Here is a 12,187-nt window from a genome sequence, read left to right on the forward strand (position 1 = left end):
GCCATGCAGCTCGCCGTCTGGACATACGAAGGCCCGCCCCATGTGGGGGCCATGCGGGTGGCCACGGCGATGGACGGGGTGCACTATGTGCTGCACGCGCCCCAGGGCGATACCTACGCCGATCTGCTGTTCACCATGATCGAGCGGCGCGATCGCCGCCCGCCGGTTACCTATACCACCTTCCAGGCGCGCGACCTGGGCAAGGATACCGCCGCCCTGCTGCAGGATGCGATCCGCGAGGCGGCCGTCCGCTTTGCCCCGCAGGCCCTGCTGGTGGGCGCATCGTGCACGGCCGAGCTGATCCAGGACGATCCGGCGGGCCTCGCCGAAGCGCTGGACCTGCCCTGCCCGGTCATCCCGCTGGAACTGCCGAGCTATCAGCGCAAGGAAAACTGGGGCGCCGCCGAAACATTCTATCGCATGGTCCGCCAACTGGCCGATCCGGCCGTGCGCCCCGCCCCGCGCGAGGGGCGCCGGCCGCTCGCCAATCTGCTCGGCCCCTGCGCGCTGGGCTTTCGCCACCGCGACGATGTGGTCGAAGTGGTCAAGCTGCTCGAAACTCTGGGCATTGGCGTCAATTGCGTGGCCCCGCTCGGCGCCGCGCCGGCTGATCTACGCACCCTTGGCCGGGCCGATTTCAACGTGGTGCTCTATCCCGAAATCGGCATGGAAGCCGCGCGCTGGCTGGCCCGCACATTTGGCCAGCCGATGATCGATGTGGTGCCGATCGGCGTTGGCGCCACGCGCGATTTCATCCAGGCGGTCGCCGCGCTCACCGGCGTCGATCCGGCCCCGGCGCTCGCCAATCCCGCCGCGCGCCTGCCGTGGTGGAGCCGCTCGGTCGATTCGACCTATCTCACTGGCAAGCGCGTCTTCATTTTTGGCGATGCCACCCATGCCATTGCCGCCGCCCGTATCGCGCGCGACGAGCTGGGCTTCACTGTCTGCGGGCTGGGTTGCTACAATCGCGAATTCGCCCGCGAGATGCGCGCCGCTGCTGCCGACCACGGCCTCGACCCGCTGATCACCGACGATCACCTGGCGGTCGAAGCGGCGATCCATGCCGCCGCGCCCGAACTCGTGCTTGGCACGCAGATGGAACGCCATATCGCCAAGCGCATGGGCCTGCCCTGCGCGGTGATTTCCGCGCCGGTCCACGTCCAGGATTTCCCCGCGCGCCACAGCCCGCAGATGGGCTTTGAAGGCGCTAACGTGATTTTCGACACCTGGGTGCATCCCTTGGTCATGGGGCTGGAAGAACACCTGCTCGCGATGTTCCGCGACGATTTCGAATTTTCCGACGCGGCCGGCCCTTCGCACCTTCATGCCCAGCCCGCCCCGGCACCGGCAACAGTGGCACCGGCGCCCGCCATCGTCGCGCAGGCCGATATTCCCTGGACCAGCGAGGCCGAGCGCGAGTTGCGCAAGGTGCCCTTCTTCGTGCGCGGCAAGGCCCGCACCAACACCGAACGCTATGCCGCCCTGGAAGGCCGTGTGCAGATCGACATCGCCACGCTCTATGATGCCAAGGCGCACTATGCCCGCTAGCGCCGCCCCGCCCGTGCGCGTCGCCATCGTGACGCTGGACAACCACCTCAAGGGCGCGGTGGAACGCGCCGGCGTGCGCCTGGGCGATAGCAACATTGCCATCACCCTCCACGCCGCCGCCGATTGGGATCGCGAAGCCGGCGCGCTCGATCGCGCCAAGGCCGCCGTTGAGCGCGCCGATATCGTCATCGCCACGATGCTGTTCCTCGATGACCATATTCGCGCGATCATGCCCACGCTGGTCGAACGGCGCGAAAGCTGCGACGCAATGGTCTGCCTGATGTCTGCCGGCGAACTGACCCGGCTGACGCGGATGGGTGCCTATCGCATGGATGCCCCGGCCAAGGGGCCGCTCGCCCTGCTCAAGCGGCTGCGCGGCTCGACCAAGCCGGGTGGCAAACCGGGCAGCAATTCGGGCGCCGGGCAAATGCGCATGCTGCGCCGCCTGCCCAAGATCCTGCGCTTCATCCCCGGCACCGCGCAAGATGTGCGCGCCTATTTCCTCACGCTGCAATACTGGCTCGCCGGGTCTGACGACAACGTGGTGGCGATGGTGAGCAGCCTGATCGACCGCTATGCCGCTGGCCCGCGCGCCGGCCGGCGTGGCACCATGGCCGCCGCGCCGCCGCGCGACTATCCCGATCTGGGCGTCTATCACCCGCGCACCGCGCAAAAGATGTCGGAAAGCCTGGCGCTGTTGCCACCGCCAGCCAAGGACACGCGCGGCACGGTGGGGCTGCTGCTGCTGCGCTCCTACCTGCTGGGCAACGATGCCGGGCATTATGACGGGCTGATTGCCGCGATGGAGGCCACTGGCCTGCGGGTGATCCCGGCCTTCTTCAGCGGGCTTGACGCACGCGCCGCGATGGAGCGCTTCTTCCTGCGCGATGGCGCGGTGACGGTCGATGCCATCGTCAATTGCACCGGCTTTTCGCTGGTCGGCGGGCCAGCCTATAACGACGCTGGCGCGGCGGTGGAAACCCTCTCGCGCTTTGACGTGCCCTATATCGCCGCCCACGCGGTGGAGTTTCAGACGATCGAGGAATGGCGCGAGCGGCGCACCGGCCTCGTCCCGCTGGAAGCGACGATGATGGTCGCCCTGCCCGAACTCGATGGCGCGATCTGCCCCAGCGTGTTTGGCGGGCGCAGCGCGGGCCAGGGGCAAATCCAGGCCATGCGCGGGGACGAGGAACGCGCCGCGGCGCTGGCGGCCAAGGTCGCCAGGCTGATCGCGCTGCGCCAGGCCGCGCGGCGCGAACGCCGCCTGGCGATCACCATCTTCAATTTCCCGCCCAATTCCGGGGCCACCGGATCGGCCGCGCATCTGGCGGTGTTCGAATCGCTCCATGCCACGCTGCAGCGCCTGTCCGATGAAGGCTATGCCGTCGCCGTGCCCGAAAGCGTCGCCGCGCTGCAGGATGCGATCCTGCACGGCAATGCCGCCCGCTATGGCAGTGATGCCAATGTCGCCGCGCGGATCAGCGCCGACGAACACGTGCGCCGCGAGCCGCATCTCGCCCAGATCGAGGCGCAATGGGGCCCCGCGCCCGGCAAGCTGCAAAGCGATGGCGGGCATATCCAGATCCTCGGCGCGCATTTCGGCAATGTCTTCGTCGGGGTGCAACCCGCGTTCGGCTATGAAGGCGATCCGATGCGCCTGCTGTTCGAGGGCGGCTTTGCCCCGACCCACGCCTTTGCCGCGTTCTACAGCTATATCCGCCACGATTTCGCCGCCCATGCCGTGCTCCATTTCGGCACCCATGGCGCGCTGGAATTCATGCCGGGCAAGCAGGCTGGGCTGAGCGGGGAATGCTGGCCCGAACGCCTGATCGGCGATCTGCCCAATTTCTACCTCTACGCCTCCAACAATCCGTCCGAAGGCATCCTGGCCAAGCGCCGCTCTGCCGCCACGCTGATCAGCTATCTCACCCCCGCCCTGGCGCGTGCCGGGCTCTATCGCGGCTTTGCCGAACTCAAGTGCAGCGTCGAACGCTGGCGCTGGTCCACGCCAGGGGCAGAGCAGGACGCCCTGGAAGCGCTGATCCGCGAACAGTGCGCCACGCTCGATCTGGATTGCGGCGCCATCGCCGATCTGGCGCCCGCGCTCTATGAACTGGAACGCACGCTGATCCCCACCGGGCTGCACGTGCTGGGCCAGGCGCCGCAAGGGGCAGAGCGCGCCGAACTGGTCGACGCCATGGTCGAGGCCGATGCCCAGGCAGACCGCGCCGGCATCGAAAGCGCGCTCGATCGCAGTGACGAGATCGGCGCGGTGATCCACGCGCTGGACGGTGGCTATATCCACCCGGCGCCGGGCGGTGACATCCTCGCCAATCCGCAAGTGCTGCCCACCGGCCGCAACATCCACGGCTTCGATCCCTTTGCCATGCCCAGCCGGTTTGCCTGCATCCAGGGCCGTGAACAGGCCGAGTGCATCATCGCCCGCCATGTCGAAGGTGGCCAGCCGTTCCCCGAAAGCCTGGCCATGGTGCTGTGGGGCACCGACAACATGAAAAGCGAAGGGCTGCAGATCGCCCAGGCGATGAGCCTGATCGGCGCGCGCCCGCGGATCGACAGCTATGGGCGCGTCGTCGGCGCTGAACTGGTGCCGCTGGCCGAACTCGGCCGCCCGCGCGTCGATGTGGTGATCACCCTCTCGGGCATTTTCCGCGATCTCCTGCCGATGCAGACGCGCATGCTCGCCGAAGCCTCGTTGCTGGCGGCCACCGCCGACGAGCCGCTGGAACAAAACTTCGTGCGCAAGCACAGTCTGGCCCACCAGGCGCAGCATGATTGCGACCTGGAAACGGCGGCGCTGCGCGTCTTTTCCAATGCCGAAGGCGCCTATGGCGCCAACGTCAACCAGATGATCGACGGCGGCGTGTGGACCAGCCCCGATGACCTCGCCAATGCCTTCGAAACGCACAAGGGCTATGCCTATGGCGTCAAAGGCCCGCCCACGCAGCGGCGCGAATTGCTGCACAGCGCGCTGCGCGATGTGGATTTCGTCTATCAGAACCTCGAAAGCGTCGAAGTCGGCATCACCGATCTCGATCAGTATGTCGATGGCCTGGGCGGAGTCAGTCGCTCGGTGGCGCGGGCCAAGGGCAGCGCGGCCACGGTCTATATCGTCGATGCCACACAGGGCGCCGCCAAGGTGCGCACTCTGGCCGAACAGATCGACTTGGAAACCCGCACCCGCACGCTCAATCCCAAGTGGTTCGAAGGCATGCTCAAGCACGGCTTTGAAGGCGTGCGCAGCATCGAGCAGCATGTGACCAACACCGTCGGCTGGTCGGCCACCACCGGCCAGGTCGCGCCGTGGGTCTATCAGCGCATCAGCGAAACTTTCGTGCTCGATCCGCAGATGCGGGCGCGGCTTTCACAGCTCAATCCCAACAGTTCCGCCCGCGTGGCCGGCCGCTTGCTCGAAGCCTGCGAACGCCACCTGTGGGAACCCGATCAACAGACGCTCGAGGCCCTGCGCATGGCCAGCGACGAGCTGGAGGACCGCCTCGAAGGCGTGTTCGCGGCGCAATGAGGAAACCGGCATGACCTTGATCGACACCCCTACGCGCTTCACGCCGTCAGATGGCGAAGGATCGGTGCAGGTTCGCCTCGATCCGCAAGACCGCATCGGCACGGCCAAGGTCTTTGCCGTCTATGGCAAGGGCGGGATCGGCAAATCGACCACCTCGTCCAACCTGTCAGCCGCCTTTTCCAAGCTGGGGCACCGCGTGCTGCAGATCGGTTGCGATCCCAAGCATGATTCCACCTTCACCCTCACCAAGAAGCTGATGCCCACGGTGATCGACGTGCTCGAACAGGTGGAATTCCATTCGGAAGAACTGCGCCCGGAAGACTACATGTTCGAAGGCTATAACGGCGTGATGTGCGTGGAGGCCGGCGGCCCCCCGGCGGGCACGGGCTGCGGTGGCTATGTCGTGGGGCAGACGGTCAAGCTGCTCAAGCAGCACCACCTGCTCGATGATACCGACGTGGTGATCTTCGATGTGCTGGGCGATGTGGTCTGCGGCGGCTTTGCAGCGCCGCTGCAGCATGCCGAGCGGGCGCTGGTCGTGGCCGCCAACGATTTCGACTCGATCTTTGCGATGAACCGCATCGTTGCCGCCATCGGCGCCAAGGCCAAGAACTACAACGTGCGCCTCGCGGGCGTCATCGCCAATCGCTCTGCCGCCACCGACGAGATCGACCGGTTCAGCCAGGCGATCGGCATGCGCCGCCTCGCCCATTTCCGCGACCTCGACGCGATCCGGCGCAGCCGCCTCAAAAAGTGCACGCTGTTTGAAATGGAACCCTCGCCCGAGGTCATCGCCGCGCAGCAGGAATACCTGCGCCTGGCGCAGATGCTGTGGGACGGGGTGGACCCGATCGCGGCGGCACCGATGAAAGACCGCGATATCTTCGATTTTCTGGGGTTCGAATGATGAGCACGCACCCAACCTCTCCCTATGAACTGCAACGCGAACGCCTGGCGCACTATTTCGATGGCAGCGCGCGCAAGGCGTGGATCGACCTGACGTCGAACGCCAAGGTCAGCGGTATCCGCGCCACGGTGCGCGCCGGGCGTGATGCCATGCGCGCACAGTTGCTGGGCTGGCTGCCGCAAGACCTGCGCCGCTGCGCCGTGCTCGATGCCGGCTGCGGCACTGGCGCGCTCAGCGTGGAAGCGGCCTGGCGCGGCGCGGCGGTGACGGCGGTGGACGTGGCCGGCGGCCTGGTCGATATCGCGCGCCAGCGGGCCCCGGCGTTCCTCGGCCATGGGCGGATCGACTGGCACGTGGGCGACATGCTCGATCCGCCGCAGGCGTGGTCAGACAGTGGCACGTTCGATCACATCGTCGCGATGGATTCGCTGATCCATTACAAGCTCGATGACATGGCCTGGGCGCTCGAACGGCTGGCGGCGCGCTGCACCGGCTCAATCGTCTTCACCTTTGCCCCGCATACGCGCCTGTTGGGCGTGATGCATGCCGTGGGCCAGGCTTTCCCCCGCGCCAATCGCTCGCCTGCGATCGTGCCGATTGCCGAAGCCGCGCTGCGCGCCCGGCTGGCCAGGCTCGATGGCTGGCGCGTGGGGCGCAGCGGGCGCATTTCCAGCGGCTTCTACATTTCCAACGGCATGGAACTGGTGCGCCGGTGATGGCCCGCCGCACGCCCCTTGCCAGCAGGTGGAGCCGGGTGGCGCTGACCTGGCTGCCGTTTGCCGATGCGGCCAGCGTCGACATTCCGCTGTCACGGCTGCTGCGCCTGTCGCTGTTCCAGGTCAGCGTGGGGATGATGACGGTGCTGCTCAACGGCACGCTCAACCGCGTGCTCATCGTGGAACTGGGCATCCATGCCTGGCTGGTCTCGCTGATGATCGCCATTCCCCTGCTCGCCGCGCCGTTCCGCGCGCTGATCGGGCATCGCTCCGACGTGCACCGCTCGGTGCTGGGCTGGCGCCGCGTGCCGTTCATCTGGTTTGGCACGCTGATGCAGTTCGGCGGCCTGGCGATCATGCCCTTTGCCCTGCTGCTGATGCGCGATCCGCATCTGTTCGCTGTCGGTCTGGCCGCCAGTGCGCTGGCGTTCCTGCTGGCCGGCATCGGCATGCACACCACGCAGACCGCCGGCCTTGCCCTGGTCGGCGATCTCCTGCCCGATGATCGCCGCGCTCGCGCCGTCGCGCTGCTCTATCTATCCCTGCTCGCCGGGATGATGGTCTGCTCCACCATCCTGGGCGGGCTGCTCAACCATTTCACGCCCACCCGCCTGGTCCAGGTGATCCAGGCCTGCGCCGTCACCACTTTCGTGCTCAACGTGGTGGCGCTGTGGAAGCAGGAAGCGCGCAGCCCCGCGATCGCTTCGCCCGAAACGCCGCGCCCGCCCTTTGCCCAGGTATGGCGCCAGTTTGCCGCCCAGCCGCTGACCATGCGCCTGCTCGCCACGGTAGGCCTGGGCGCGGCCGCCTTTGCCATGCAGGATCCGCTGCTCGAACCCTATGGCGGCGAAGTGCTGCGCCTGTCGGTGGGCGCCACCACCAGCCTGTCGGGCGCCTGGGCACTGGGCGCACTGGCCGGCTTTGCGCTGTCGGCGCGGTGGCTGGGCCACGGCATCGATGCGCTGCGCATCGCCGGCTATGGTGTGGTGCTGGGCATTGCCGCGTTCATGCTGGTGATCTTTGCCGCCCCGCTGCAAAGCCCGCTCACCCTGGGCCTGGGCGCGCTGGTGATCGGCGCGGGCGCCGGGCTGTTTTCGGTCGGCACACTGACGGCGGCGATGGGCCAGGCCGGCAGCGATACCGCCGGTCTCGCGCTCGGCGCCTGGGGCGCGGTGCAGACCACCGCCGCGGGGCTCGCCATCGCGTTCGGCGGCGTCTTGCGCGATCTGGTGTCGAGCTTTGCCGTGGCCGATGGCCTGGGCCTGACGCTTGCCCACCACGCCACCGGCTATGGCGTGATCTACGCAATCGAAATTGCCCTCTTGCTGGTCACGCTGGTCCTGATGGGGCCGCTCGTCGGCCAGTTGTCGGGCGCGCGCGCCACGCTTTCACCTGCCGGAGCGCGTCGCTTTGGCCTGACCGAGTTTCCGACATGAGCAGCCGGGAAGGAGAACTCCCATGAGACACGGCAATATCGTCGGCACAGTGGATGCCGCGCAACTCGCGCTGATCGCTTTCGTCCTATTCTTTATCTGCCTGATTTTCTGGCTCAGGCGCGAAGACCGACGCGAAGGCTATCCGCTGGAAGACGCGTTGACCGGCCGTGTCGATAGCGACGGTGGCCCGCTGTCCACCGCCAGCGCCAAGACCTTTGTCCTGCCCTTCGGCATGGGCACGGTCACGGTGCCCCTGCCCGCCAGCGAAAACCGCGAACCGGTGGAGATCAAGGCGGAACGCCGCGAAAACTTTGGCGGCGCGCCCTATTCCCCGGTGGGCGATGTCTTTGCCGCTGGCGTCGGGCCGGGCGCCTATGCCAATCGCGCGCGCTTTCCCGATCGCGATGCCCATGGCAACGCGCGCATCGTGCCGATCGGCAGCGTGCCGCAGATCACCGTGGCCAGCGCCAGCACCGATCCGCGCGGGCTGTCGGTCTATGGCGCCGATGGCGCGCGGGCCGGGACGGTGGCCGATCTGTGGATCGACCGCGCCGAGCACATGATCCGCTATCTGGCGGTCGATACCGGCACGCGCATCGTGCTCGCGCCCATGGCCATGGCCGTGATCCGCCGCGAAGGCGTGATCATCAGCGCGATCAACGCCGCCGATTTCGCCAATGCGCCATTCCCCGAAAACCCCGGTGAAATCACCCGGTACGAGGAAGAGCGCGTCGTCGCCTATTTCGGCACCGGCTATCTCTATGCCAATGCCGATCGGCTGGAGCCGCTGCTGTGAGCGAATATGATTTCGAGCCGGTGCGCGGCCTTCCCGGCGATCTGCCCCCGGGCGAATGGATTGTATGGCAGGCCGCGCCGCACTGGCAGACATTCAAGCGCAGCGCGCTGTTCGCGCCATGGCTGGCCGGTTATTTCGCGGTGCTGGCGCTGCTGGCGCTGGCCAGCGGCAACCTGATCGGCGCAGGCGCTATTCTGGCGGCCGGCGCCGTGCTGCAAGGCTTGCTCACCCTGTTTGCCGTGCTGGTGGCGCGCACCACGGTCTATACCCTCACCAACCGCCGCGTCGTGCTGCGCGTCGGCATTGCGCTGGGCAAGTGCATCAACCTGCCGCTTTCGCTGATCGCCTCGGCCGATCTGCGCGGCCATGGCCGGGGCCATGGCGATATTGCCCTGACGCTCAAGGGGCAGCATCGCCTGGGCTATGCTATGCTCTGGCCGCACGCGCGGCCCTGGCGCCTGGCCCAGCCGCAGCCGATGCTGCGCGCCCTGGCCGATGCGCCGCGCCTGGCAGCAGCCCTGGCACAGGCCTGCGCCCAAGCCGCGCCGCACGGCATCGTCCGCGCCGATACCGCAGAGCCCGCCCAGCCGATCAGCGGCCCGATTGCGGGAGCTGCCGCATGAGCCACGCCCACTCCCACGAAAACACCGTGCCGCGCCCGGCGCTGGCCATGGCCGGCGCGCTGGTGGCCATCACTCTGGCACTCACCACGCTGGTCCGCGTCGGCGTGCTCGATCGCGAGGCGGTGCCGGCGGTGGAGCGCGCGCAGGACAAGGTTGCCGCGATCGAAGTGCGCCACCTGGTCTTTGCCGATCGTGCCGATGGCGCCGTGGTGGTGGACGATACCGACAGCGGCCGCACGCTGGCCGTGCTGGTGGGTGAAAACGATGGTGGCGGCTTTGTACGCGGGGTGATGCGCGGCATGGCGCGCGACCGCCGCATGCACGGCATCGGCCCGGCCGCGCCGTTCGAGCTGACCCAGTGGGCCAATGGCGCACTGACCCTGCGCGATCCGACGACCGGACGCGCGGTGGAACTCGGCTCGTTCGGCGCCACCAACCGCGCCGCCTTCGCCCGCTTCCTAAAAGGCAGCCAGGCATGATCCGCGCCCGCGCCATTACCGTGCCCTGCCGCATCGCCATCGAGCAAAGCCCGGCGCATTTCCACGCCCATGTCGAGTTGGAAGGCGATCTGGCAGTGCATCCGGGTGACCGCGTGCGCGTGCATGGTGACCCGGTGCGGGTGCTGTTCGGGCAAAGCGTGGTGTTCGAACGCACCGCAACCGTGGTGCGCGCCGGCCCGCTTTTGCGCGCCTGGACCCGCCTTGCCGCCTATCTTGGCCTGACCGAGATTTACGAAGTCAGCTTCACACCTGGGAGCCTCAGATGAACGCCCACACCGCCAAGCATCCCGCGGTGGCCGCCAAGGCCGATGTTCATGCCATGGTGAGCCACGAAACCGTGCTCAGCCCGCGCTTCTACACCACGGATTTCAAGGCGCTCGACGCGATCGACGTGTCGCTGGTGCGGCGCGAATGGGATGCACTGATCGCCGAGATGGTCAGCGACCCCAACAAGCACCACTTCAAGCGCGAGCAGGACTTTTCCGGCATCATCGCCGCGCTCGAACCCGAACTCCGCGCCGAATTTACCGATTTCCTGGTCAGCTCGCTCACCTCGGAATTTTCCGGGTGCATCCTCTATGCCGAAATGGCGCGGCGCACCAGCAACCCGGATATGAAGATGCTGTTCAAGCTGCTGGCCCGCGATGAAAGCCGCCATGCCGGTTTCATCAATGAGGCCTTGAAGGACGAAGGCATCGGGATTGACCTGAGCTTCCTGACCAAGGCCAAGAAATACCATTATTTCAAGCCGAAGTTCATTTTTTATTCGGTCTATCTGTCGGAAAAGATCGGCTACGCGCGCTATATCACGATCTACCGCCAGCTGGCCGCCAAGCCGGAATTGCGCTTCCACCCGATCTTCGCCTGGTTCGAGGAATGGTGCAACGACGAGTTCCGCCACGGCGAAGCCTTCGCCTTGCTGCTGCGCGCCGATCCCAAGCTGCTGCGCGGCGCCAACACGCTGTGGGTGCGCTTCTTCCTGCTGGCGGTCTATGCCACGATGTATGTGCGCGATCATGCCCGCCCGGTGTTTCACCAGGCGCTGGGCCTCGATCCCACCGATTACGATTACCGCGTCTTCACCATCTGCTCGCAGATCGCGCGCCAGGTCTTCCCGGTGGAACTCGATACCGATGATCCCCGCTTCCGCCGCGCGATGGACCGCCTGCTCGTGGCCAGCAACCGCATCGCCGCCGGCAAGGCGCGCGGCGGCCTCGCCGGCGCATGGCTGCGCGCCACCGGGGCAATCGGCGCCGGCGCCAACTTTGCGCGCATGTTCCTGCTGCGCCCGCGCCACAATCGGCTGCCCGCCACGGTCCGGCTGCAACCGGCATGGTAAGCTGGACCGGCCACGTCCTGCCTGTCCTGGCAACGATCCTGATCTGGTTCTTTGCAACCGGGCTGGTCGCGTGGCTGGATAATCGCGCGCGGCACACTTTTGCCCACAGCCTGCTGCTGGCCGGCTGCGCCGCGATCGGCGGCATCGTGATCATCGCGCTGGCGATGCAGCATGCCACGCTGCTGGGCGTCTATGCCTCGCTCGCCGGCGCGATCCTGATCTGGGCCTGGCACGAGATCAGCTTCCTGACCGGGGTGGTCACGGGCCCCCGGCGCGAACCATGCCCGCCCGGTGCGCACGGCTGGCAGCGCTTTTCCCATGCCGTGGCAGCCGTCGCCTGGCACGAAGTGGCCCTGGCGCTGAGCGCGGCAGGCCTGATCTGGATGAGCCGCGATGCGCCCAACCAGGTGGGCGCCATGGCCTTTGCCCTGCTACTGGCCATGCGGCTCAGCACCAAGATCGCCATTTTCCTGGGCGTGCCCAACATGAGCACCGATATCCTGCCGCCGCACCTGGGCTATCTCAAAAGCTATTTCGGCAAGCCGCGCCTGGGGCTTGAGCTTTACGCCGCGATTGCCGCCTGCCTGGCGCTGGCCGCCTGGCTCGCCGCCATTGCCCTGGCCGCGCCCGCCAACAGCGCCGATGCCGCCGGCGCCAGCCTGCTCTTTGCGCTCGCCGCCCTGGGCGCACTCGAACACCTGTTTCTGGCCCTGCCGCTGCGCGACGGGGCCTTGTGGGGCTGGGCGCTGCCCACGCGCCATGCTGCCAATTGAACGCACAA

General features: G+C 67.3%; 11 protein-coding genes. All 11 read left to right on the plus strand.

Annotated elements, in window-relative coordinates; genetic code table 11:
- Positions 1–3 precede the first annotated feature (3 nt).
- Genes bchB through puhE form a run of 11 tightly spaced genes read left to right on the plus strand, consistent with a single transcriptional unit; the run spans position 4 to position 12,179 of the window.
- Positions 4–1,548, plus strand: coding sequence for a ferredoxin:protochlorophyllide reductase (ATP-dependent) subunit B (bchB, locus tag IP65_RS08335; protein WP_054131399.1), 1,545 nt, complete (start codon positions 4–6; stop codon positions 1,546–1,548).
- A complete protein-coding gene (locus tag IP65_RS08340; RefSeq protein ID WP_082349954.1) occupies positions 1,538–5,089 on the plus strand; it encodes a cobaltochelatase subunit CobN in 3,552 nt (1,183 codons plus the stop codon). The genes bchB and IP65_RS08340 overlap by 11 nt, the downstream gene beginning before the upstream one ends.
- A gap of 10 nt (positions 5,090–5,099) precedes the next feature.
- Positions 5,100–5,996 (plus strand): ferredoxin:protochlorophyllide reductase (ATP-dependent) iron-sulfur ATP-binding protein, encoded by an 897-nt coding sequence (bchL, locus tag IP65_RS08345; protein WP_054131400.1) that lies wholly within the window; start codon positions 5,100–5,102, stop codon positions 5,994–5,996.
- A complete protein-coding gene (gene bchM / locus IP65_RS08350) occupies positions 5,993–6,712 on the plus strand; it encodes a magnesium protoporphyrin IX methyltransferase (protein WP_369801247.1) in 720 nt (239 codons plus the stop codon). Before bchL ends, bchM begins: the two co-directional genes overlap by 4 nt.
- Entirely contained in the window at positions 6,712–8,148 is a 1,437-nt protein-coding gene (locus tag IP65_RS08355) for a BCD family MFS transporter (RefSeq protein WP_054131402.1), read from the plus strand. The genes bchM and IP65_RS08355 overlap by 1 nt, the downstream gene beginning before the upstream one ends.
- Before the next feature lie 22 nt (positions 8,149–8,170).
- A complete protein-coding gene (puhA, locus tag IP65_RS08360) occupies positions 8,171–8,944 on the plus strand; it encodes a photosynthetic reaction center subunit H (protein WP_022674708.1) in 774 nt (257 codons plus the stop codon).
- Positions 8,941–9,567 (plus strand): photosynthetic complex putative assembly protein PuhB, encoded by a 627-nt coding sequence (gene puhB / locus IP65_RS08365; protein ID WP_054131403.1) that lies wholly within the window; start codon positions 8,941–8,943, stop codon positions 9,565–9,567. The genes puhA and puhB overlap by 4 nt, the downstream gene beginning before the upstream one ends.
- A complete protein-coding gene (gene puhC / locus IP65_RS08370; protein WP_054131404.1) occupies positions 9,564–10,046 on the plus strand; it encodes a photosynthetic complex assembly protein PuhC in 483 nt (160 codons plus the stop codon). The genes puhB and puhC overlap by 4 nt, the downstream gene beginning before the upstream one ends.
- On the plus strand, positions 10,043–10,333 hold the full coding sequence (locus tag IP65_RS08375; RefSeq protein WP_054131405.1) for a hypothetical protein: 291 nt from the start codon (positions 10,043–10,045) through the stop codon (positions 10,331–10,333). Before puhC ends, IP65_RS08375 begins: the two co-directional genes overlap by 4 nt.
- Positions 10,330–11,406, plus strand: a complete 1,077-nt coding sequence (gene acsF / locus IP65_RS08380) for a magnesium-protoporphyrin IX monomethyl ester (oxidative) cyclase (RefSeq protein WP_022677146.1) — start codon at positions 10,330–10,332, stop codon at positions 11,404–11,406. The genes IP65_RS08375 and acsF overlap by 4 nt, the downstream gene beginning before the upstream one ends.
- Positions 11,400–12,179, plus strand: a complete 780-nt coding sequence (gene puhE / locus IP65_RS08385; RefSeq protein ID WP_054131406.1) for a putative photosynthetic complex assembly protein PuhE — start codon at positions 11,400–11,402, stop codon at positions 12,177–12,179. Before acsF ends, puhE begins: the two co-directional genes overlap by 7 nt.
- The last annotated feature ends 8 nt before the right edge of the window (positions 12,180–12,187 follow it).

The sequence above is a fragment of the Novosphingobium sp. AAP1 genome (genome assembly GCF_001295765.1).
Classification (GTDB): Bacteria; Pseudomonadota; Alphaproteobacteria; order Sphingomonadales; family Sphingomonadaceae; genus Novosphingobium; species Novosphingobium capsulatum.

Coding starts and splice junctions, on each gene's coding strand:
- acsF (WP_022677146.1), top strand. CDS start 10,330: ATGAACGCCCACACCGCCAAGCATCCCGCGGTGGCCGCCAAGGCCGAT.
- IP65_RS08355 (WP_054131402.1), top strand. CDS start 6,712: ATGGCCCGCCGCACGCCCCTTGCCAGCAGGTGGAGCCGGGTGGCGCTG.
- puhA (WP_022674708.1), top strand. CDS start 8,171: ATGAGACACGGCAATATCGTCGGCACAGTGGATGCCGCGCAACTCGCG.
- IP65_RS08375 (WP_054131405.1), top strand. CDS start 10,043: ATGATCCGCGCCCGCGCCATTACCGTGCCCTGCCGCATCGCCATCGAG.
- puhE (WP_054131406.1), top strand. CDS start 11,400: ATGGTAAGCTGGACCGGCCACGTCCTGCCTGTCCTGGCAACGATCCTG.
- puhC (WP_054131404.1), top strand. CDS start 9,564: ATGAGCCACGCCCACTCCCACGAAAACACCGTGCCGCGCCCGGCGCTG.
- bchL (WP_054131400.1), top strand. CDS start 5,100: ATGACCTTGATCGACACCCCTACGCGCTTCACGCCGTCAGATGGCGAA.
- bchB (WP_054131399.1), top strand. CDS start 4: ATGCAGCTCGCCGTCTGGACATACGAAGGCCCGCCCCATGTGGGGGCC.
- IP65_RS08340 (WP_082349954.1), top strand. CDS start 1,538: ATGCCCGCTAGCGCCGCCCCGCCCGTGCGCGTCGCCATCGTGACGCTG.
- bchM (WP_369801247.1), top strand. CDS start 5,993: ATGATGAGCACGCACCCAACCTCTCCCTATGAACTGCAACGCGAACGC.